Source organism: Corynebacterium frankenforstense (genome assembly GCF_030211955.1).
GTDB classification, from domain to species: domain Bacteria; phylum Actinomycetota; class Actinomycetes; order Mycobacteriales; family Mycobacteriaceae; genus Corynebacterium; species Corynebacterium frankenforstense_A.
Window position 1 is genome coordinate 201,634 of the sequence record NZ_JASODI010000001.1, and the last position, 21,926, is coordinate 223,559.

13 protein-coding genes are annotated in these 21,926 nt (G+C 69.3%); 5 read left to right on the forward strand and 8 right to left on the reverse strand.

The features are described from left to right. Positions 1-50: 50 nt before the first annotated feature. The 5 genes from cydB to QP119_RS00955 form a co-directional block, all read right to left on the reverse strand. The gene (gene cydB / locus QP119_RS00935) at positions 51-1,100 is read right to left on the reverse strand and encodes a cytochrome d ubiquinol oxidase subunit II (RefSeq protein WP_284773063.1); all 1,050 of its coding nucleotides are present in this window, start codon (positions 1,098-1,100) and stop codon (positions 51-53) included. A 19-nt stretch (positions 1,101-1,119) separates the two neighbouring features. After that, a complete protein-coding gene (locus QP119_RS00940) occupies positions 1,120-2,736 on the reverse strand; it encodes a cytochrome ubiquinol oxidase subunit I (protein WP_284773065.1) in 1,617 nt (538 codons plus the stop codon). 415 nt (positions 2,737-3,151) lie between these two features. Beyond that, positions 3,152-6,127, reverse strand: coding sequence for a DUF3427 domain-containing protein (locus QP119_RS00945; RefSeq protein WP_284773013.1), 2,976 nt, complete (start codon positions 6,125-6,127; stop codon positions 3,152-3,154). After that, positions 6,124-6,531, reverse strand: coding sequence for a (deoxy)nucleoside triphosphate pyrophosphohydrolase (locus QP119_RS00950; RefSeq protein WP_284773014.1), 408 nt, complete (start codon positions 6,529-6,531; stop codon positions 6,124-6,126). The genes QP119_RS00945 and QP119_RS00950 overlap by 4 nt, the downstream gene beginning before the upstream one ends. A gap of 35 nt (positions 6,532-6,566) precedes the next feature. Continuing rightward, positions 6,567-8,009 (reverse strand): amino acid permease, encoded by a 1,443-nt coding sequence (locus tag QP119_RS00955; RefSeq protein ID WP_284773016.1) that lies wholly within the window; start codon positions 8,007-8,009, stop codon positions 6,567-6,569. Positions 8,010-8,186: 177 nt separating this feature from the next. On the opposite strand from QP119_RS00955, the gene QP119_RS00960 reads away from it, so the two are divergent. Then, complete coding sequence (locus QP119_RS00960; RefSeq protein ID WP_284773017.1) at positions 8,187-10,487, forward strand: DEAD/DEAH box helicase; 2,301 nt, start codon at positions 8,187-8,189, stop codon at positions 10,485-10,487. An 88-nt stretch (positions 10,488-10,575) separates the two neighbouring features. Here QP119_RS00960 and QP119_RS00965 read toward each other — a convergent pair whose 3' ends face one another. From QP119_RS00965 to putP, 3 genes are all read right to left on the reverse strand, one after another. Next, positions 10,576-11,052, reverse strand: coding sequence for a DUF2269 domain-containing protein (locus QP119_RS00965; protein WP_284773018.1), 477 nt, complete (start codon positions 11,050-11,052; stop codon positions 10,576-10,578). A 132-nt stretch (positions 11,053-11,184) separates the two neighbouring features. Continuing rightward, entirely contained in the window at positions 11,185-11,862 is a 678-nt protein-coding gene (locus tag QP119_RS00970) for an HNH endonuclease family protein (protein WP_284773020.1), read from the reverse strand. Between the two features lie 139 nt (positions 11,863-12,001). Next, positions 12,002-13,573: a sodium/proline symporter PutP gene (putP, locus tag QP119_RS00975; protein ID WP_284773067.1), complete on the reverse strand. Its 1,572-nt coding sequence runs from the start codon at positions 13,571-13,573 to the stop codon at positions 12,002-12,004. Between the two features lie 252 nt (positions 13,574-13,825). Here putP and QP119_RS00980 point away from each other — a divergent pair, with 252 nt between their 5' ends. The 4 genes from QP119_RS00980 (at position 13,826) to QP119_RS00995 (ending at position 21,804) form a co-directional block, all read left to right on the forward strand. Next, the gene (locus QP119_RS00980; protein ID WP_284773022.1) at positions 13,826-16,966 is read left to right on the forward strand and encodes a DEAD/DEAH box helicase; all 3,141 of its coding nucleotides are present in this window, start codon (positions 13,826-13,828) and stop codon (positions 16,964-16,966) included. 9 nt (positions 16,967-16,975) lie between these two features. Next, positions 16,976-17,884, forward strand: coding sequence for a hypothetical protein (locus QP119_RS00985; protein ID WP_284773024.1), 909 nt, complete (start codon positions 16,976-16,978; stop codon positions 17,882-17,884). Positions 17,885-18,010: 126 nt separating this feature from the next. Next, positions 18,011-19,162 (forward strand): metallophosphoesterase family protein, encoded by a 1,152-nt coding sequence (locus QP119_RS00990; RefSeq protein WP_284773025.1) that lies wholly within the window; start codon positions 18,011-18,013, stop codon positions 19,160-19,162. Next, positions 19,159-21,804: an AAA family ATPase gene (locus tag QP119_RS00995; protein WP_284773026.1), complete on the forward strand. Its 2,646-nt coding sequence runs from the start codon at positions 19,159-19,161 to the stop codon at positions 21,802-21,804. Before QP119_RS00990 ends, QP119_RS00995 begins: the two co-directional genes overlap by 4 nt. The last annotated feature ends 122 nt before the right edge of the window (positions 21,805-21,926 follow it).

The window sequence follows — 21,926 nt, forward strand, 5'->3', positions numbered from 1 at the left end:
CGTCCACCGGTTCGGGGACGGGCTGTGCGGGTGCGACGCCACGGCGCACGCTACCGCGCCTCGTTCAGGGCGTGGCGGGGCAGGGCGTCGGAAATCTCCACGTGGGCGTCCTCGGCGCGCAGACGGCGGGAGAAGACCCAGTAGGTCCAGCCCTGGTAGATGAGCACCAGCGGGGTCATGATCAGCGCGACCCAGGTCATGAACTTCAGGGTGTAGGGCGCCGAGGCGGCGTTCCACACCGTCAGAGACTCGCCGCCGGCGAGCGTGGTGGGCATGACGTCGGGGAAGAGCGCGCCGAAGAGCAGCGCGGTGCAGCAGACCACGACCAGGCAGCTGAGTAGGAAGGCCCAGCCGTCGCCGCCGAGGTACATCATCGCGGCGGCCGCGAGCAGCAGCACGGCGGCGAGGACGGCCAGCGCCCAGGCCCACGGCTCGTTGGCGGTGATCAGCACGGTCCAGACCAGGAAGATCACGCCGCACACGGCGGTGATCGCGGCGACGGGCACGATGAAGCGCTGGGCGCGCTCGCGCACCACACCGTCGGTCTTGAGCCGGATGAAGGTCAGGCCGTGGAAGACGAACAGCGCGGTGAAGGTCACCCCGCCCATCAGTCCGTAGGGGTTGAACACGGTCGCCAAGGCGGCGCCGGCGTCCAGGGAGTGGTCGGCCTCCAGCGGCAGGCCGCGGACGATGTTGGCGAAGGCGATGCCCCACAGGATCGCCGGCGCCCAGGAGCCGAAGGCCAGGCCCCAGTCGCACCAGCGCTCCCAGACGGGGTCGGAGACCTTCTTGCGCCACTCGAGGGCGACGATGCGCACGATGAGGGCGACCAGGATGAGGAACAGCGGGATGTAGAACCCGGAGAACAGGGTGGCGTACCACTCGGGGAAGGCGGCGAACATGGCGCCGCCGGCGGTGATCAGCCAGACCTCGTTGCCGTCCCAGACGGGACCGATGGTGCCGACGAGGGTGTTGCGCTCGGCGCGGTTGCGGCCGATGAAGGGCGCGAGGATGCCGACGCCGAAGTCGAAGCCCTCGAGCAGGAAGTAGCCGGCGAAGAGCACGGCTATCAGGATGAACCAGATGACGGGAAGTTCGATGCCGAACATGGTGTTCCTCCTAGTTCTTCCCGGGCTCGGGGGTGGACGTGGTGTCGGTGCCCTTGTCCGCGGCACCGGCGTCAGGGCCGGTCACGGCGGTGGCGAAGCGCACCGGCTCCACACGCATGGGGTGCTCGGCGGCGACGGCGTGGGCCGGGCCGGGCTGCTCGGCGCCACCGGCGGGGTCGGGGCCGGACTCGGCCGGGGGCCCGAAGAGCACGGCGCGGCGCACCAGCCAGAACCACACGACGTAGAGCAGGCCGTAGAGCAGGGTGAAGCCGATGATGGTGAACCAGACGTAGGCGGCCGAGTGGTTCGAGACGCCCTCGCCGACGGTCATGCGGATCAGCTCGGTGCGCGGGTCACCGACGGATTCGGGGTTCGGGTGGACGATCCAGGGCTGGCGGCCCATCTCGGTGAAGATCCAGCCGGCGATGTTGGCCAGGAACGGGAAGGGAACGGCGATCAGGGAGCAGCGGGCGAACCAGGTGCCCCACTTGCCGGTCGGGGCCTTGCCGCGGCGGGTGAACCACCAGGCGAAGAGAGCCAGCAGGATCGAGCCGAGCATGAGGCCGATCATGGCGCGGAAGGACCAGTAGCTGACGAAGAGGTTGGGCGTGTAGTTTCCGGGGCCGTAGAGGGCCTCGTGCTCGGCCTGCAGGTCGAGCACGCCGCGCAGGGTCACGCCGGAGAGCTTGCCCTCGGCCAGGAACGGCAGGACGAAGGGCACGTCGATGAGGTGGATGACGGAGTCGCAGTTGTTGTGCGTTCCCACGGTGAGCACCGAGAAGTTCGGGTCGGTCTGGGTGTGGCACAGCGACTCGGCGGAGGCCATCTTCATCGGCTGCTGGACGAACATCAGCTTGGCCTGCAGGTCGCCGGTGAAGGCGATGGCGGCGGTGGAGATCCAGGTGGCCCAAAGCCCGAGTCGGATGACGGGGCGGTGCATCTCGTGGCGGGCGCGCCGCGGGTCGTCCTCGGCCCAGTTCTCCCTGGCGGCCTGGCGGCGGGCGCGGATCAGCCACCAGCAGGACACGCCGAGGATGAAGGTCGCGCCGGTGAGGAAGGCTCCGGCGGCGGCGTGCAGGTAGCCGAAGAAGGCGGTCTTGTTGAACAGCAGGGTGGCGATGTCGTTGAGCTCGGCGCGGCCGGTCTCCGGGTTGTAGACGGCACCCTTGGGGTTCTGCATGAACGAGTTGGCCACGATGATGAAGTAGGCCGAGATGTTGGTGGCCACCGCGACGATCCAGATCGAGGTCGTGTGCAGCCAGCCGGGGACCTTGCCCCAGCCGAAGATCCACACACCCAGAAAGACGGACTCGAGGAAGAAGGCGATGAGCGCCTCGAGGGCCAGGGGGCCGCCGAAGACGTCGCCGACCATGCGGGAGTACTCGGACCAGTTCATGCCGAACTGGAACTCCTGGACGATGCCGGTGGCGACGCCCATGGCGAAGTTGATGAGGAAGACGGTGCCGAAGAACCTGGTGGCGCGGTACCAGTAGTCGCGCCCGGTGGTCTGCCAGAACGTCTGCATTAGTGCGACGAGCGGGCCGAGTCCGACGGTCAGCGGCACGAAGAGGTAGTGGTAGACGGTCGTGATGCCGAACTGCCAGCGTGAGATGTCCAGGACATCCACTGTCAATCAGCCCCTTTGCGTGAGCACACTCCGGTTTCAATTAGCGATGTCACCGCCGGCCGGTCGCGTTGGCTGCGTTCACGTGCCCCCGGCACGCGGTGGGGGAAGGCGGAAGCGGCCGCAGGGGAGTGGTCGCGGGGCAGCCGGAGAATCTGCCCGGGTACCGCCGTCAATTACATTCAACCTAAAGTTGGCGGGTTAATCGAATCCCGTGACGGATAGTTCACACATCAGACCAGAACAGGGGTAAAAGGTCTCGTGTCGCCCGTCACTTCTGCGTGCTGGGGACTTTAGTTTCGATTCCGGTGATCAGCGGGTACGACCGGGCATGTGAAACTTGCTACAGTTGCGAAGGAACTGCGAATGGCCCCCGAAAAGGGGTGGAACAATAATTGCCGACGTCCCGGTGGTCGCCCTAGGCGTCCGGGCGCGCGGTGCGCGCCTCGGCGTTGAGGTAGTCGAAAAGCTCCTGCTCGATCGGTGACTCGAGCGTCAAGTCCATAGAGACGACGTCCTTTTTAACGTGATCCTTATCGGGAAGCGTTGTGGCTTCGGGGTTATCGGCCGAGACGCGACCGAGGTAGAAGAAGTCGGAGCCTTCGGCATCGCTTTTCTTTACAAAGAGCGGCATGTCAACTTTATTGGCGGCCATCGGAGCAACATCCGAGCTGGCCAGCGTGCGCCCGTGTTTGGAGTACCAGTGCATCACACTGGGGGTGATCAATTGGTCGGGGTAGCGCACGTCGACGTCGAGCTCTGGGGCCTTGTTGTGTGTGACGAAGATCGGGCAGGTCTGAGTATCGGCGTCGAGTTTGTAGCCGTACATCGTGCCTTCCTGGTTCTTCGCCCAGCACAGCAGGCGGCAGACATCGCGGCGGGTGTAGCGCCGGCCAACGACCAGATGGCCGTCCCACTGACCGGTCTCGCGGCAACGTATCAGGCCTGTGGTGAGCACATCATCGACGTGATCGCGGAAGGATGCGGGGTTCCACTCGTGCTTGGCGCTGGGGGAGTAGGCCTCGTAGAGGTCTCGGAACTTCGGGTGCAGGCGGTATTTTCCGCGGACGACACCGATAATGGGGGTGCGGCCATAAGCATCTTTGAGCTGCTCGTTGAAGAACTCCAGCGTGAGAACCCGCTCGGTGTGCGTGATAACTGCATCGTCAGAGCGAGTATCGTTCTCGCGAAGAAGTTCACGGAATTCATCGCGGGTCAATTCGCCGACTTCGAGGAGCCTCCGCAGAAGAAGAATCTCATGCGGGCGAATGCCCTTCAGCAGCTCTGCGGAAAGCATGCTCAAATAGGGCTCTTCTGCAGCGCTCGGGGCCTTGTCCTTCGGCAAGAACTTTAGAGAGACCAGAAGCGTCCAGTAGTTCCGTGGCCGTTCGGTGGTCGCCAGTACGTAGGGATCGAGCGAGTCGAAGCGCAGAAAGTGTCGCAGCTGGGGAATCCGATTGAGGCGGTCGCGAAGCGACATAATGGCTGCGCGGAGCTCGCGCCGGCCGGTCAGCCGGGCGCTGTCGAGGGCATGCAGGACGCGCTCCTGGGCAATGCGATCGAAGCTAATGGTCGAGCCACCGGCGGTGACTGTCGGCGTCATGGTGTCGCGGCGCGCGCCTTCTTTGGTGCCGGTGTTATCGCCGGTAAGCGCCAGCGGAATCATGTAGTTATTCGCGTAGTTGCCAATGAAGTCGAGCACGCGAACGTGGTCTTTACCCGCAGCTTTGCGCAGGCCGCGACCGAGCTGCTGGGTGAAGATAATGCGGGACTTCGTCTCGCGCAGCATGACAATCTGGTTGAGCTCGGGGATATCGACGCCTTCATTAAAGATGTCGACGGTGATCAGATAGTCCAGGTGCCCGGCCTGGAGTTCCTCGATCGCCTGCTGACGCTCCTCGTTCGTGGAGCTGCCCGTCAGCGCGCGGGTGCGCAGCGGCTTGCCGTAAACCAGCTGGCCGCTGAGCTCTTCGGCTAGAAGCTGGCACTCCTCGACACGGCTGCAGAAGATCAATCCCTTAGCGCCTTCGGCATGCCCATAGGTCTGTAAGTTGTCGACGATGCTGCGCACACGGCTGGGATCTGTCAGCGCGGCGAGCGAGATTTGCTCGCCGGTCTTGGTGCCTTCGCTATCGACGGGATCGGCGATGCCGTAGTAGTGGAACGGCACGAGCATGCGGCCTTTGAGCGCCTTGTCGAGGCGGATCTCGTAGGGGACGTTGTAGTCAAAGAGCTCGAAGACGTTGAAGTTATCCGTGCGCTCGGGAGTCGCGGTCAGCCCGAGGAGAAACTCGGGCTCGAAGTGATCGACGACCTTGCGGTAGGACCTGGCGCCAGAGCGGTGGACCTCATCAATGACGATGTAATCGAAGGCCTTCTTAGCGAACTGCAACAGGTGCTCATCGCGCGAGATCGTCTGGATGGTGGCGAAGAGATACTTCGCGTCCAGGTCATAGGTGCCGCCGGAGTAAAAGCCAAAGGCCGATTCGGGCTCTTCGAGAACCTTCTGGAACTCGAGCTTCGCCTTGGCGAGGATGTCCGCGCTGTGCACGATAAAGAGCATTCGCTTCGGGGCGAACTGGCGCACCGCGAGGGCCGCGAGAATGGTCTTTCCGGTACCGGTGGCAGAAATGACTACGGCCCGCCGCTCGCCGGCATCGACAACGCGCTGGATCTGCTCGAGCGCATCGGACTGCATGACATTCGGCAGGATCCGCGTGCGGCCGTTAATGCGCTCGCCAACCCCAGAGTCGGAAACGACAAAGTCACGGTGGCGGCGCGTCTGCTCGTAGTTTTCAATCCACTCGGCGCTCAAGGCGACCGATGTGGACTTCTGATAGTCCACGGCCTTGTCGATCTGCTCGACGATATCGCCGCCGGGCAGGGCAGAGAACTTCAAGTTCCATTCCTGGTTGGTGCTCAGCGCGCTGCCGGTGACATTCGAGCTGCCGACGATGGCAGTCATGCCGACCTCGTGGCGGAAGATGTAGCCCTTGGCGTGGAAGCCGTGATCGACATCCTCGTGAATGAGGACTTCGATATTGGGGTTGTCCTCGGTGAGCTGGAGGAGCTCGCGGAAAACGGCGGGCTCGTTGAAATCCAGATAGCGGGAGGTAATGATCGTCCCGCGGCCGGTGAAATCGAGAAGCTGCTGTTTCAGCGGCGCCAGGCCGCTCGGGGCGATAAAGGCGACCGAGAAGATGAACTCGTTGGCCTGTCGCAGCTCGTTCTTAATCGCCGCGAGCATGGACCGGTCCTCGCCGGCATGCTGAGTCGAGGCGTCAGCGGACGCGTTGACGATGAGTTCGGGGTTAAAGATCTGACCGGCGGGCAGCGCGCGGTCGAGAAAGCCGAATCGAGTATCGAGGCTCAACGCCTCGGACAGTCGGCTCACGGGTGGGCGCCTTCGATCAACAGACGAACAGCGGGCATATCGGCCGGCGCCCAGTCGAGCTCCTCAAGCCGCTCGGGCGGGAGCCAGGCGAGCGCCTGGTGCTCGCTCAGCTGCGGCTCGGTCCCCTCCAGGGTGCAGAAGAAGGTAGTCAGTTCAACCACCGCAGTGCCGTAGTCATGAGCGGTCGTCGTCAATCTCGTTCCCACGCTCACGCGGCAGGAAAGCTCCTCGCGCAACTCGCGCGCCAACGCCTCCTGTGGGGTCTCACCGGGCTCAATCTTGCCGCCGGGAAACTCCCAAAGGTCCCCTTGAGACTTGTGCGCCCCCCGCTGGGCGGCCATGACAGCGCCATCGCGGACGATGACCGCGCCGGTGACGCGGATTGGGTCAGTGGCCATTCCCATCGCGGGGGACTCCTTAATCTCGGTGCGTACGGATTTTAGAGCCGTGCGCCGTCGATGTCGTTGATGCCGGGGATCTTGTGGCGGCCGGTGGCGTAGTAGAGCACCGTCATCAGCACCAGGAAGCCCACGCCGACGGCGAGTGCGGTCCAGTACTCCGGCTCCCAGAGCATGATGCCGAAGGTGAAGATGATGAACGCGATGGCGAAGTACTGGCCCCAGGGCCACAGCGGCACCGGGAAGTCCAGGGCCTCGACCTCCTCGGCGCTCAGGTGGCGGCGCGAGGCGACGTGGGCGACGAGGATCATCAGCCACACGTAGATCGTGGCGAAGGTGGCCAGCGCGGCGACGACGGTGAAGACCTCCTCGGGAAGCGCCCAGTTGAGCACGACGCCGACGACCAGGACGACCAGCAGGGCGACGGTGGTGAACACCGGCACACCCTTGGCGGTGGTCTTCTGCATCTGCTGCGGGGCGAGGTGCTGGCAGGCCATGCCGGTGATGACGCGGCCGGCGCCGAAGAGGTCCGAGTTGATCGCGGAGAGCGCCGCCGTGATGACCACGACGTTGAGCAGCGCGGCCGCCCAGTTGACGCCCAGGGTGCTGAAGATCTGTACGAACGGGCTCTCCTCGCCGGTGATCGAGCGCCACGGGTTGAGCAGCAGGATGACCAGGATGCTCAGCACGTAGAACAGCAGGATGCGCATCGGCACGGTGTTGACGGCCTTCGGCACCGCCTTCTTGGGCTCCTCGGCCTCCGCGCCGGCCACGCCGATGATCTCGGTGCCGCCGAAGGCGAAGAGGACCAGGATGAACGCGGAGACCATGCCGCCGGCGCCGTTGGGGAAGAACCCGCCGTCGCTCCAGAGGTTGTCCACACCCGCGGCCTGCGGGTCCGAGCCCAGGTTGAACGCCAGGATCGCGGCACCTCCGACGATCATCGCGATCACGGCGGCGACCTTGACGATGGTGAAGGCGAACTCGAGCTCACCGAACCAGCGCACGCTGACCAGGTTGGCCGCGCCGACGACCAGCAGGGTCACGGCCACCCACACCCACTGCGGGGTGTCCGGGAACCAGAAGCCCATGTAGATCGCGATGGCCGTCAGGTCCGCCAGGCAGACGATGATCATCTCGAAGGCGTACATCCAGCCGGTGATGTAGCCGGCCCAGCCGCCCAGGTGCTCGCGGGTGTACTCGGCGAAGGAACCCGAGACCGGGTGACGCACGGCCATCTCGCCGAGCGCGCGGAGCATGAAGTAGACCACCGCGCCGCCGAGCAGGTAGACCAGCAGCACCGAGGGACCGGCCGCCTGGATCGCGCCGGCCGAGCCGTAGAACAGGCCGGTGCCGATCGCGGAGCCCAGCGCGATGAAGTGGATGTGTCGGGCCTTCAGCCCCAGCTGCGGACGACGCTGCGGTGTCTGGGTCTGCGCCTGCGCGGACTGCGCGGCGGTGCTCTCTGAAGGCTGTGCCGACATGACCGAGCCCACTTTCTTTTCTGTTGAATTGACGCGCCCACGGCGACGCGCCGGCGAATAGGGAGTTGCGCGGCGCACCATAGCAGCCACGGTGACGCAGCACTCCATCGGGTGCCGGAGCGAAATCGTCGGCCCGATGCGGAAAAACCGTGGTACCTGTCGTATTCTTGCAGGGCAATGAGCATAACCGAAAACGCCACCGGCGGCGAGAATGTGCCGGAGAATGTGGATGAGTCGGTGAACCGGGAAGATTCGCGCGGTGTCGAGGCCCAGACCTCGGAGAACACCAGGGACGCGGATCAGGCCGGGCAGACCGAGAACGACGACGAGAAGAAGGAAGGCGCCGCCGAGGGCGGCGCAGAGGCCGCGGCGGACGCGCACGTGGCGGAAGGGACGGCGTCGGAAAGCGAAGGCGCCAAGGACATGGACGACAAGGACAGCGTCGAGCAGGGCGCCGAGCAGAACGACGACGCCACGGGCGCCGAGAACAAGGACGACGCCGCGCAGGACGCCGGCGCCGACGGGAAGACGGAAGACACGTCCGCCAAGGATGCGAAGTCCGTGGACGAGAACGACGACACGCCGGGCTTCGAGGCGCTGAGCCTGCCCGACGACGTCGTGGCGGCCGTGCGCAAGGTCGGCTTCGAGCAGCCCTCGGCGATCCAGCAGGAGACCATCCCGCTGCTGATGCAGGGCCGCGACGTGGTCGGCCTGGCCCAGACCGGCACGGGCAAGACCGCGGCCTTCGCGCTGCCGATCCTGGCGCGCATCGACCGCTCGCAGCGCCACCCGCAGGCCCTGATCCTCGCGCCGACGCGCGAGCTGGCCCTGCAGGTCGCCGACAGCTTCCAGCAGTTCGCCGACCACCTCGGCGGCATCCACATCCTGCCGATCTACGGCGGGCAGGCCTACGGCATCCAGCTCGGCGGCCTGCGGCGCGGCGCCCACATCATCGTGGGCACCCCGGGACGTGTGATCGACCACCTCGAGCGCGGCTCGCTGGACATCTCCAACCTGCGCTTCCTCGTCCTCGACGAGGCCGACGAGATGCTCAACATGGGCTTCCAGGAGGACGTCGAGCGCATCCTCGAGGACACCCCGGAGCACAAGCAGGTCGCCCTGTTCTCCGCGACCATGCCCAACGGCATCCGCCGGATCTCCAAGCAGTACCTCGACAACCCCGCCGAGGTCACCGTCAAGGCGGAGACCCGCACGGCCACCAACATCACGCAGCGCTGGCTGCACGTGGCCCACCGCAACAAGCTCGACGCGCTGACCCGCATTCTCGAGGTCACCGAGTTCGAGGCCATGATCATCTTCGTGCGCACCAAGTCGGAGACCGAGGAGGTCGCCGAGAAGCTGCGCGCCCGGGGCTTCTCCGCCGCCGCCATCAACGGCGACGTGGCCCAGGCCCAGCGCGAGCGCACCGTCGACCAGCTGCGCGACGGTCGCCTGGACATCCTCGTGGCCACCGACGTCGCCGCCCGCGGCCTCGACGTCGAGCGCATCAGCCACGTGCTCAACTTCGACATCCCCCACGACACGGAGAGCTACGTCCACCGCATCGGCCGCACCGGGCGTGCCGGGCGCACCGGCGAGGCCATCCTCTTCGTCACCCCGCGCGAGCGCCGCATGCTGCGCACCATCGAGCGGGTGACCAACGCGCCGCTGGCCGAGATGGACCTGCCGACCGTCGACGAGGTCAACGAGTCGCGTAAGTCCCGCTTCGCCGACTCGATCACCGAGTCGCTGGAGGACCCGCAGCTCGAGCTGTTCCGCGGTCTGGTCAAGGCCTACTCCGAGGCGCACGACACCCCGCTGGAGGACATCGCCGCGGCGCTGGCCACCCAGGCGCAGATCGGCGACGAGTTCCTGATGAAGGAGCCGCCGAAGGACGCCAAGCGCGACCGCCGGGACCGCCGCGACCGGGACCGCGACCGGGGCGACCGCCGTGGCCGCGGCCGCTTCGAGGCCGGCGAGGGCAAGGCGATGTACCGCATCTCCGTGGGCAAGCGCCAGCACGTGCGCCCGGGCGCCATCGTCGGCGCCCTGGCCAACGAGGGCGGGCTGAACTCCCGGGACTTCGGCCGCATCTCGATCTTCGGCTCGCACTCCCTGGTGGAGCTGCCCGAGGATCTGCCGGGCGAGGTCTTCGAGCGCCTGGAGGAGACCCGCATCTCCGGCCAGCTGATCAACCTCGAGCGTGACACCGGCCGCCCGCCGCGGGACCGCGACCGCGACAACTACCGCGACCGGGGCCGTGGCCACCGTGACGACCGCCGGGGCGGCCACCGCCGTCACCGCGACGACCGGCGCGGCGGTTACCGGGACCGCGACGACCGGCGCGGCGGTTACCGCGACCGTGACGACCGTCGGGGCGGCTACCGCGACCGGGACGACCGTCGGGGCGGCCACCGGGACCGCCGGGACCGTGACGACCGCCGCGGCGGCAACCGTGACCGTCGCGACCGCTGGTAGGAAGTCATAGAGAGAACCGCCCCCGGACCTCGAGAGAGGCCGGGGGCGGTTCTTTATCGGTGCCGGTCTGGCGGACCTGCGCCGGGAGCTAGATGACCATCAGCACGGCGATGATGACCCAGAGCAGGGCGAAGATGCCGCCGAACATGGACAGCTGGCTCTTGGCCTTGTCCCAGTTGTTGACCCGGAACTTCTCGTCGGCGTCGACCTCGTCGGGGCCGAGCAGGCCCAGGGCGCCGGCCATCTTCTTCTGACGCGGGATGATCAGGAAGATCAGCAGGGCCCAGGCGACCACCGACAGGCCGATGGAGGCGTGGAAGCGCCCGTCGGTCCAGTAGGTGCTGGGATCAGTGAACATGACCGCGATGCCCAGCAGCGGGGCGAGCAGCGAGAGCACGCCGTAGGTCGAGGTGACCTTGTGCAGCGTGCGCGCGGTGCCGGCGGCGCGCTCGTCACCCTTGTGGGCCGCGACGGCCTCGACCTGGAAACGGGAGACCGCGTAGGTGACCGGCCCGAGGAAGAGGACGGCCGCGATGACGTGGAGTGCGAGAAGGATGGTGTACACAGTGACCTTTCTTCGGTCCCGGAGAGTTGTGCAAGTTCCCGGCCAGTCTAACGGGCGTTGTCATGGCAGCAAGATTCACCGGGGCGGCGCGGCGCAGCGTGGCGACCGGACGCGACGGCACGCCGCCCCGGCTCAGAGGGCAAGCGTCGCGCCCAGCCCGCCGAGGCGGCACGCCTGGCGCATCGCCGCCTGATCTGCCCGGGAGAGCGCCAGCCCCCAGCGCGCCGCCACCGCCGCGACCCGGCGGGCGTACCAGCAGCGCGCCCGCGGGGCGTCGGGGAGCCACTCGGACGGCAGCTGGTCCGACTTGTCCCGGTTGGCGGCCTTCGAGGTGGCCACGAGGTTGACCGCGTCGTTGGCGAAGGCGTGGCGGGTGCGCGCGTCCCAGGCGTGCGCGCCCATGTCCCAGGCGGCGGCCAGCGGGAAGACGTGGTCGATCTCCACCTCGTCGGTCGCCGAGAGCGCCTCGCCGGTGTAGGGATCCTGACCGGCCCCGGCGAGCAGCCGGCAGGTCGCCTCCTCGGCGTGCACGCCCTCGAACTGCGCGGCGATGACGGCCTGCCGGGTGGTGCACCCGCCGGACTGTACGGCCCACCCGGCGCCGAAGGCCTCCCGGGAGTAGCCGGGCACCTCGGGGCGGGCGTCGAGCACGACGACCACCGCGAGGGAATCGCCCAGGGCGGGCAGCGGGACGTCGTCAAGCGTCTCGTAGGGGCGCAGCCACGGCCACGCACCGGCGGCCAGCGCCCAAACGGTCAGGACTACGAGGACGCGGCGCAGCCAGCGCGCGGGGGTCTCACTGAGGGGCACACCCGGTTAGACGCGGGGGCGCGCCGCGCGGTTCCGACGCCGCGCGGTTCCGGGCAGCGAAAACCCGGCGCCGGAGAACCGGGCGACGGAGAACCGGGCGCCGAGAGCCCGGCGCCGGGCTGCGTGAGCCGGGGGAGGATTAAGCCTCCAGGCGCCGGCCGGCCTCGGCGATGTCGACGTCCGGGTCGGACTCGGCGATCTTGGCCAGCTGGGAGGCGCGCTCGAAGTCGGACTGGACCTCGGCGGAGGGGTCGCGGGTGAGACTCGAGACGATCCAGGTCACCAGCGCGGCGGCCGCGAAGCCGGGCACCATCTCGTAGATCATCCCGGAGAGCGCCTCGACCGAGCCCCAGACGAAGGAGACCACCGCACCGGTGACCATGCCGGCCAGGGCGCCGGCGGTGTTCAGCCGCTTCCAGTAGAGGCTGAAGAGCATCAGCGGGCCGAAGGCGGAGCCGAAGCCCGCCCAGGCGAAGGCGACCAGCCCCAGGATCGAGTCGTTGGGGTTGACCGCGAGCGCGGCGGCGACCACGGAGACGGCCACCACGGCGGTGCGCGACAGATTGACCAGCACCATCTCCTCGGGGCGCTTCTTCAGGAAGATGGTCAGCAGGTCCTCGATCAGCGAGGAGGAGACGACCAGGAGCTGCGAGCTCATCGTGGACATGATCGCGGCGAGCACCGCGGTGAGCACCAGGCCGGCGATCAGCGGGTGGAAGAGGATGCGGCCCATGTCCAGGAAGATCGTCTCGAAGGCCTCGCGGTCGGTCACGGCGATGTCCGGGTTCTGGGAGAAGAACACGGTGCCCACGGTCGCGGTGGCCAGCGCGCCGAGCACGCACAGGCCCATCCAGAGGATGCCCCACATGCGCCCGCGGCGGGCCTCGGAGGGCTTACGCAGCGCCATGTAGCGGATGACGATGTGCGGCTGGCCGAAGTAGCCCAGGCCCCAGGCCAGGTGCCCGATCAAGGTGGCCGCGGAGACGCCGGTGAACATGGAGAAGAACTCGGGGTTGCCGGTGCCGTCGGTCCACGGGCCGTAGTCGTGCTCGGTGGCCCAGGTGAAGATGTCCGAGGGGTTGTCCAGGGTCAAAAGCGCCATGGTGGGCACCAGGATCAGGGCGAGGAACATGATCAGGCCCTGGACGACGTCGGTGTAGGAGACCGCGAGGAAGCCGCCGATGAAGGTGTAGGCGACGGTGACGGCGGCGACGATGATCATGCCGGTCAGGTAGTCGCCGCCGAAGGTGGCCTCGAAGTAGCGCCCGCCGGAGACCATGCCGGAGGAGACGTAGAAGGTGAAGAACAGGATGATGATCAGCGCGGCGGTCACGCGCACCGAGCGGGTGTGGTCGCGCAGCCGGTTGCCGAAGAAGCTGGGCAGCGTGATGGAGTTCTGCGCGATCTCGGAGTAGCTGCGCAGCCGGGGCGCCACGATCGACCAGGAGACGAAGCTGCCGATGAGCAGGCCGACGGCGATCCACAGCTCGGAGAGGCCGGAGACGAACAGCGCGCCGGGAAGGCCCATGAGCAGCCAGCCGGACATGTCGGAGGCGCCGGCCGAGAGCGCGGCGACGAACGGGTTGAGGCCGCGGTCGCCGAGCACGTAGTCGTCGTACTTGCTGGTGCGCACGTAGGACCAGTAGCCGATGGCCAGCATGGTGAACATGTAGATGACAATGGCTATGACGAACCACGTCGACTCGGTCATATGCATGGGGGATGCCTCTCCGGTGGCGTACAGATCGTCGTCATTATGTCGTATAAGTCACTTCCAGGAAAATAATTCACTCATGTCTCCCCGGTAATGGGTGTGCTTGACGACGCCCCGTCGCGCGCCGTGGGCGCGTCCCAACCCTGGGCGCGTGGCGCCCCACCCGTATTGGGTGCGCCGACGCCGCGCAGCGCGGCGTCGGCAATTGGAAAGGGCCGAAAACGCGGCGACGATGGTAAAACGGATCCTATGGCCAAATTCCTCCTGCACGGGCTGTGGGTCCAGCGCTCCGGGCTGCACCTGTGGATCGAGCAGGTCGCCGGCCACCGGATCGTCGTGCCCGAATCGGTCCCCGAGGGCACGTTCCCGCCGGCGGTCGCGGACCTGCTGGCCGCCGCGTCCTTCCGTCACCGGCTGCGCACCACGCTGCGCACCCCGAAGGGCCGCGAGGTCGCCCTGACCATCCCGACGGCCGCCTACGCACCCGCCGAGGCGATGAGTCTGCTGGGTCGCCTGGAGTGCCTCGACGAGCCCGGGCCCGCGGCCACCAAGGCGCAGCGCGAGGCGATCGCCCCGGACCTGATGTGGCTGGTGCGCATGTACCGCGGCCTCTACCGCTTCGTGCGCGCCGGGCGCGTGATGATCAAGCTGGCCTACGAGGACAACCACTGGTACCCGCAGTGGCAGCTCGCGCAGGGCCTCGACGAGCGCGGCTGGGTCGCCGCCATGACCGCGGCCGCGCCGGGTGTGCTCACCGTCAACAACCGCAACCTCGACGAGGACATCACCGAGACCTGGCCGCACTGGATCGCCGCGGCGCTCCTGGCCGACCTGACCGAGGAGGACGACTACCTCGACCGCCACGACTTCGCCCGCTCGCTGATCGAGTCCACGCCCGTGCGCCGCGGCGGGGTGGGCCTGCTCAACCGGCTGAACTCCTGGAAGGAGTCGATCACCAGCGTCGACGTGCAGCTGGTGGCCATCGTCGAGCAGCCCGACGACTCCGAGACCGAAAGCGTCGACCCCGATGAGGCGCTGTGGCCGGTGCGTGTGCAGCTGCGCAGCGGCGTCGGCTCCCCGCAGCCCGTGCGCGCCGGGCAGCTCGACCGCGGCACCCTGGAGCTGGCCCGCGACAAGCAGGCCCGGGCCGTGAAGATCGCACCGCTTCTCGACGTCGCGTCCTACGGCGTGGACGCGCCGCGCGCCGTCGCCGTGCCCGTGGACCTCTACACCGAGTCGCCGGGGGAGGGGCGCGTGGGCGACTGGGACGTCTACCTGTCGACCTCCCAGATCGTCGACTTCGTCTCCCGGGACGCCGCACGCCTGCGCGAGCACGGCGTGACCGTCATGTTGCCCAAGGCGTGGGCGAGCTTCGAGGCGCACGCGCACCTGGAGACCCGCGAGTCCGACGCCGCCGGCGAGGGCGCGACCCGGCGCCGCATCGGCATGGACAAGCTCATCGACTACAACTGGCGGATCTCGGTGGGGGAGACCGAGCTGACCGACTCCGAGATGGACGAGCTGGTCCACTCCAAGTCCGGGCTGATCCGCCTGCGCGGGCAGTGGGTGCTGGCCGACACCTCCTCGATCTCCCGGATCACCGACTACATGTCCGAGCTCGCGCAGCGCTCCCGCAAGCGCGCCAAGCGGGAGCTGGAGCGCCTGGCCGCCGAGCTCGAGCGCGCCCGGCTCTCCGACGCGCCGGACGCCGAGGCGACCGTGGCGCGCCTGGAGCGCGAGCTCGAGGAGGCCCGCGAGGCCTTCAACGCCGCCGCCGAGGACGACTCCGGCCAGGTCACCGTCGCCGAGCTGCGCGAGCTGGCGCTCGAGGCGCTGGCCGAGGACCCCGTCGAGATCACCGGGCCGGACTGGTACACCGCGCTGATCGGCGGCACCGGAGCGCTGGCCGAGCAGGCCCCCGAGCGCGTCGAGCTGCCCGAGACCGTGCACGCCGAGCTGCGCGAGTACCAGCGCCGCGGTGTGGACTGGCTGCACTGGATGTCGCGCAACGGGCTCGGCGGCGTGCTCGCCGACGACATGGGCCTGGGCAAGACCCTGCAGCTGCTCACCCTCCTGGCCGTCGAGCACGCCCGCGACGAGGCCACCGGGCCCACGCTCGTGGTCGCGCCGACCTCCGTGGTGGGCAACTGGGCCACCGAGGCCCGCCGCTTCACCCCGGAGCTGCGCGTGGTGGTCCACCACGGCTCGCACCGCGCGGCCGGCGAGAAGTTCGACGAGATGATCGCGACCCATGACGTGGTGGTCACCAGCTACGGCATCGCCGCGCGCGACCGATCGCTGCTCGGTGCCGTCGAGTGGGACCACGTGGTCCTCGACGAGGCCCAGCACATCAAGAACTCCGCGACGCGTTCGGCCAAGGCCGTGCGCGCCCTGCCGGCGCGCCACCGCATCGCGCTGACCGGCACCCCGGTGGAGAACCACCTGTCCGAGATGCGCTCGATCCTGGACTTCACCAACCCGGGCGTGCTGGGCAGCGCGTCGTTCTTCCGCAACCACTTCGCCCGGCCCATCGAGCGCGACCAGGACTCCGCGATGGCCGAGCGGCTGCGCCGGCTCACGGCCCCGTTCATCCTGCGCCGGCTGAAGACCGACCCGGCCGTGGTCGACGACCTGCCGGAGAAGAACGAGCACGTGGTCACCGTCGCGATGACCACCGAGCAGGCCGCGCTCTACACCGCCTACGTCGACGACGTGCGCCGGCGTATCGAGGACACCGAGGGCATGGCACGGCGCGGCCTGGTGCTCGCCGCCCTGACGCGCATCAAGCAGATCTGCAACCACCCGGCGCACTTCCTCGGCGACGGCTCGGCGGTCACGCTGCGCGGCCACCACCGCTCCGGCAAGGTCGCAGAGCTGGTCCGCCTGCTCGACGAGGCCGTCGGCGGCGGGGAGCGGATGCTCATCTTCACCCAGTACCGGGCCTTCGGCGACCTGCTCAAGCCGTACCTGAGCCGCAGGCTGGGCGAGGACGTGCCCTTCCTGCACGGCGGGGTCTCGCGCACCGGGCGCGCGAAGATGGTCGAGCGCTTCCAGTCCCCGGACGGCCCGGCGGCGATGATCCTCTCGCTCAAGGCCGGCGGCACGGGCCTGAACCTGACGGCGGCCAGCGTCGTGGTCCACATGGACCGCTGGTGGAACCCGGCGGTGGAGAACCAGGCCACCGACCGCGCCTACCGCATCGGCCAGCGCAAGGACGTCACCGTCTACAAGATGATCACCGCCGGCACCCTCGAGGAGTCCATCCAGGACATCCTCGACGGCAAGACCCAGCTGGCCGGCGCCGTCATCGGCGAGGGCGAGGGCTGGATCACCGAGCTGGACCCGGACCAGCTCGCCGAGCTGATGAGCTACCGCGGCACGGGGGAGTAGGAGGAGACCATGAGCGACGACGAGCGGCACGAGGGCCAGGGAGGCTCCCGGCACGGGCGCAACCCGCGGCGCGACAACGTCATCTACGCCAACTTCGGGCGCCGCGACCGCGGCGGCCGTAAGGGGCGCGGCGACGGGGGCGACGGGACGGCGTCAAGCAGAGGCGCACGCCCGCTGGACGACGACCGCTCCCGCACCCTGTCGCCCGGGGCCGCCCGCCTGGTGCGTGCGGTGACCTCGGCGACCGACCAGGGGAGGGTCGACCGCGGGCGCGCCTACGCCGAGGGCGGCAACGTGCTCGGCGTGGAGTTCTCCGGCGGGCGCATCACCGCCGAGGTCGCCGGCTCCCAGCCCGACCCCTTCCACACGACCATCGAGCTGCCGTACCGCTCGGCCGACGACCTGACCGAGGTCGCCCGTAAGCTCGCCGAGTCGACCGACGGGGCGCGCCGGGCGCGGCAGGGCGACGTCGACGGCGAGGTGCTCGACATCCTGCTGGGGGCGGGCACCGGCGACATCCGCTTCCACTGCGACTGCCCGGACGTGACGACGGCCTGCAAGCACGCCGTGGCCGTCTGCGAGGTCGCCGCCCAGCGGCTGATCAAGCGCCCGTCCCTGATGTTCGAGGTCCGCGGGCTGGACATCGACCAGATGGTCGCCGAGATGTCGCGGCACGCCCGGGAGGTCTCGGCGGACTCGGCCACGGGCGACAACGAGGCGTTCTGGGGCGGGCGCGAGCTGCCCGGGCTGCCCGAGCCGAAGGTGGCGCCGGCGCTCGACGACTCCGACACCGACCTCTTGCACCAGGCGATGCGGCAGGTCTCCTACACCTCGATCGAGCAGCTGCGCGCGGTCTCCGACATCGAGGACCTCTACGACCACCTCACCGGCGCCGACAAGGGGTCGCGGCGGAGCTAGGCCGGCGCGGGGCGGCGCCGGTCCGCGGGTGGCGCGGCGCCGGTCCGCGGGCGGTGGGAACGCGTGTTCGTCCACGTCGGGTGAGGCCCGGGCCCGCAGTCGCGGGGGTCTGTTAGAACTGGGGTCATGACCGAAGTCACCTTCCTGCACACCTCCGACCTGCAGCTCGGCATGGAACGGCACTTCCTCGACGAGAAGGAGGCGCTGCCGCGCTACACGGACGCGCGCCTCGACGCGATCACCCGCCTGGGCGAGATCGCGAAGGAGCGCGGCTGCGCCTTCATCGTCATGGCCGGTGACGTCTTCGAGATGAACTCCGTGTCCAAGCTGACCTTCGGCCGCGCGGTGCAGGCCTTCCGGGAGCTGCCCGTCGACTGCTACCTCTTGCCCGGCAACCACGACGCCCTCAACGCCGCCTCGGTGCTGCGGCGGGTCACCGAGGAGCTGGGCATGGACCACGTCCACCTGCTCGACGGCTCCGGGCCGGTGCACGCGGCGCCGGGGGTGGAGATCATCGGCGCGCCGCTGACCGCGCGTGAGACCGACCGCGACCTGGTGACCGCGGCCGTGGCGGGCCTGGAGCCGAGCGCGGTGATCCGCGTGGTCGTCGGCCACGGCCAGCCGAGCTCCTACGGCGACGAGCGCCTCGACCACCTCGACGTCGCCGGCCTGGGCCCGCGCTTTAACGACGGCACCATCGACTACCTGGCACTGGGTGACACCCACTCCACGACGGCCGTCGAGCCGGAGGCGACCGGCGGGCGCGCCTGGTTCTCCGGGGCCCCGGAGGTCACCGCCTTCCGCGAGCCCGACGGCGGCGGGGAAGCCGACTCCGGCAACGCCCTGGTGGTCACGGTGCGAAAAGACGGCGCGGGCCCGGCGGAGGTGGACGTGGACAAGGTGCGCGTGGGCCGCTGGCGCTTCCAGGCGCTGGCCGCCGAGATCAACTCCGACGAGGACGTCGCCGACTTCCTGGCCACCCTCAACGGCTGGGAGGACAAGAAGAACTCGGCGGTGAAGTACGCGCTGACCGGCAGCGTGGGCCTTTCCCAGCGCCGCGAGCTGGAACGCGGCATCGCCGCACTCGAGCCGGTCTTCGCCTCGCTGCGCGAGCGCACCCGGCTGATGGACCTGCACACCGCGCCGAGCGCGGAGGAGATCGCCGACTCCGGGATGACCGGCTTCGTCGCCGAGACCCTCGACGAGCTGGTCGAGGCCGGCGAGACCGACGCGGTCAACCTGCTGTTCCGCCTGTACGAGACCGAGGAGAACCGGTGAGCCTGAGCATCCACGACATCGTCATCGACAACTTCAAGGGCGTCGACCACCTCGAGCTGCACGACCTGCCCGAGCGCGGCGTCTTCGTCATCTCCGGCGACAACGAGGCCGGAAAGTCCACCATCATGGACGCCATCCACCTGCTCATCGAGAAGAAGCACACCGCCGGCGGCAAGAAGATGGAGGTCTATCAGCCCGTCGGCAGCGACGTCGGACCCCGGGTGAGCCTGACGCTTTCCGCCGGGCCCTACCGGCTGACCATGACCAAGCAGTGGCTGAAGTCCCGCAAGGCGGAGCTGACCGTCTTCGAGCCGCACCGCGAGAACGTCACCGGCCGCGACGCCGACGACCGCTTCGAGGAGATCCTGGCGCAGAACGTCGACCAGGATCTGCTGGCGGCGACCTTCATGCGCCAGTCCGAGGTCGAGCCCGCACTCGAGTCCGTGGGCATCCCGTCGCTCTCCCGGGCGCTCGACGAGGCCTCGGGCGGGGAGTCCGGCGGCGGCGAGGAGGACTCCGTGCTGATGAGCGCGGTCGACGGGGAGTACGCGCGCTACTTCTCCAAGACCGGCAAGGAGGCCCGCGAGCTGGCCGAGGCGCGCACCGCCGACGTCGCCGCGGCCGAGGAGCTGGCGCATGCGAAGGCGGTGGTCCAGGAGTTGGCCGGCCATGTCCGGGAGACCGCGGCCGCCGAGCGCGAGCGCGACGACGCCGAGGCCGCGCTGCCCGAGGCACGGGAGAAGCTCGAGCAGCGCGCCGCCGAACTCGAGGCCGCCGAGCAGGTCACCCGCCGGGCCGAGGAGGCCGGCGTGGCCCGCGAGTCCGCCGCGCGCGAGGTCCGGCGCGCCGAAGCCGACCTGGCCCGGCGCACCGAGCTGCACGAGGAGGCCGCCGCCAGGCGGAGGGCCCTCGAGGAGATGGGTTCGGGGCTCGAGGCCGCCGAGAAGAAGGCCGCCGACGAACAGGAGACCTTCGACCGCCTCGATGAGGCGCTCAAGAAGGCCGAGGATGAGCTCAAGGCCGCCGAGACCGCCGCACGCGAGGCGCGCACGCGGGAGAAGGCGCTGCGCGACCACGCGCGCCTGGCCGAGCTCGCCGGGCGCGTCGAGCTGATCGACGGGCGCACCCGGGCAGTCGAGAAGGCCCGCGCCGCCCTGCCGGAGCACACCGTGCGCGCGGAGGACGTCAAGGCCGTCGAGGACGCGGCGACCGAGGTGCGCATCGCCGAGGAGGTCGCCCGGCAGCGTGCCGCGAAACTGCTGGTGAGCGGCCCTTCGGGGGCCGACGTCGCGGTGGGCGGCGAGGCGGTCGAGCTGGGCGGAGAGCCCGCCGAGGTGCCGCTGGCTGACGGCACGACGCTGCGCGTCGGCGAGGTCACCGCGGTCTTCCGCGCCGGCCAGACCGACGACACCACCGACGCCGACCGGCTGGACGCCGCGCGTGGGAAGCTACGGGTGCTGCTGGAGGAGCTGCACGTCGCCGACGCCGAGGAGGCGCGCGCCGCCCTGGAGCGCTGCGAGCGCGGTGCCCGGGAGCTGGACGACGCCCGCCGGCTGCTGGACGAGGCGCTCGGCGACGATGACGTCGGTGAGCTGCGCGCCGAGCGCGACCGGCTGGCCGCCGCACTGGGCGAGGACCCCGCCCCCGAGCTGGACGCCGAGGCCGCCGCCGCGCAGGTCGATCAGGCCGAGGAGGCCCGCGTGAAGGCCGCCGGTACCCGCGACCGGGCCGCCGCCGAGCGCGACCCGTGGGCGAAGCGGACGGCGGCGACCGAGCTGGCCGAGCTGCGCGCCCGCCTGGAGGGGGCACGCTCCGAGGCCGAGGCGGCCGACAATCGACTGGCGACGGCCGAGGCGGAGCAGGCCGAGGAGGCGCTCAAGGAGGTGCTCGCCGGGGCGCAGACCGCCCTGACCACCGCCGAGGAATGCCTGGCTGCTGCGCATGCGAAGGTCCGCGAGGCCGACCCGGAGACCGCCGCCCAGCTGCACGCCGCGGCCAAGACGAAGGTCGAGAGCCTCACTGAACGGGCCAACCGGGCCACTCTGACCATCTCGCGCAACGAGGGCTACATCAACCACGCCCGCGGCGCGGAGGAGGAGCTGGAGACCGCCCGCTCGCGCAAGGAGCGCACCGGCCACAGGCTGGCCGCCGTCGAGCGGCGCGCGCACGCCGTGTCGGTGCTGCGCGAGGCTCTGCAGCGCCACCGCGGGGAGGCCCGTGCCCGCTACGCGCGCCCCTTCGCCGAGGAGCTCGCGGAGCTGACCGGCCCGGTCTTCGGCCGCGACGCCTGCTTCGAGCTCGACGAGGACCTCGCGGTCAGCGGGCGCAGCCGCGACGGGCGCACCGTCGACGTCGAGCTGCTCTCCGGCGGGGCGAAGGAGCAGCTGATGATCCTGGGCCGTCTCGCCGTCGCCCGCCTGGCCGGCGGGCCGGGTCAGGGGCTTTCCGCGCCGGTCTTCGTCGACGACGCACTCGGCAACACCGACCCCGACCGCCTGGAGCGGATGAGCACGGTGCTCTCGAAGGTCAGCGGCGACGGGCAGGTGTTCATCCTGACCTGCATGCCGAGCCGCTACGACGGGGTCGCCGGCAAGGTCGACTACCCGATCGCGCAGCTCAAGCGCCCGGCCACGCTGGACTGACGGGGCGGCGCCCCGGGCGCCGCCCGCCGCGTGCGGGAGGTGCGCGCCGACGACGGGGCACGCGGGCGTCGTCAAGCAATGGAAAAGGGCCGGGCGGGTGCGATACCCGTCCGGCCCCGGCT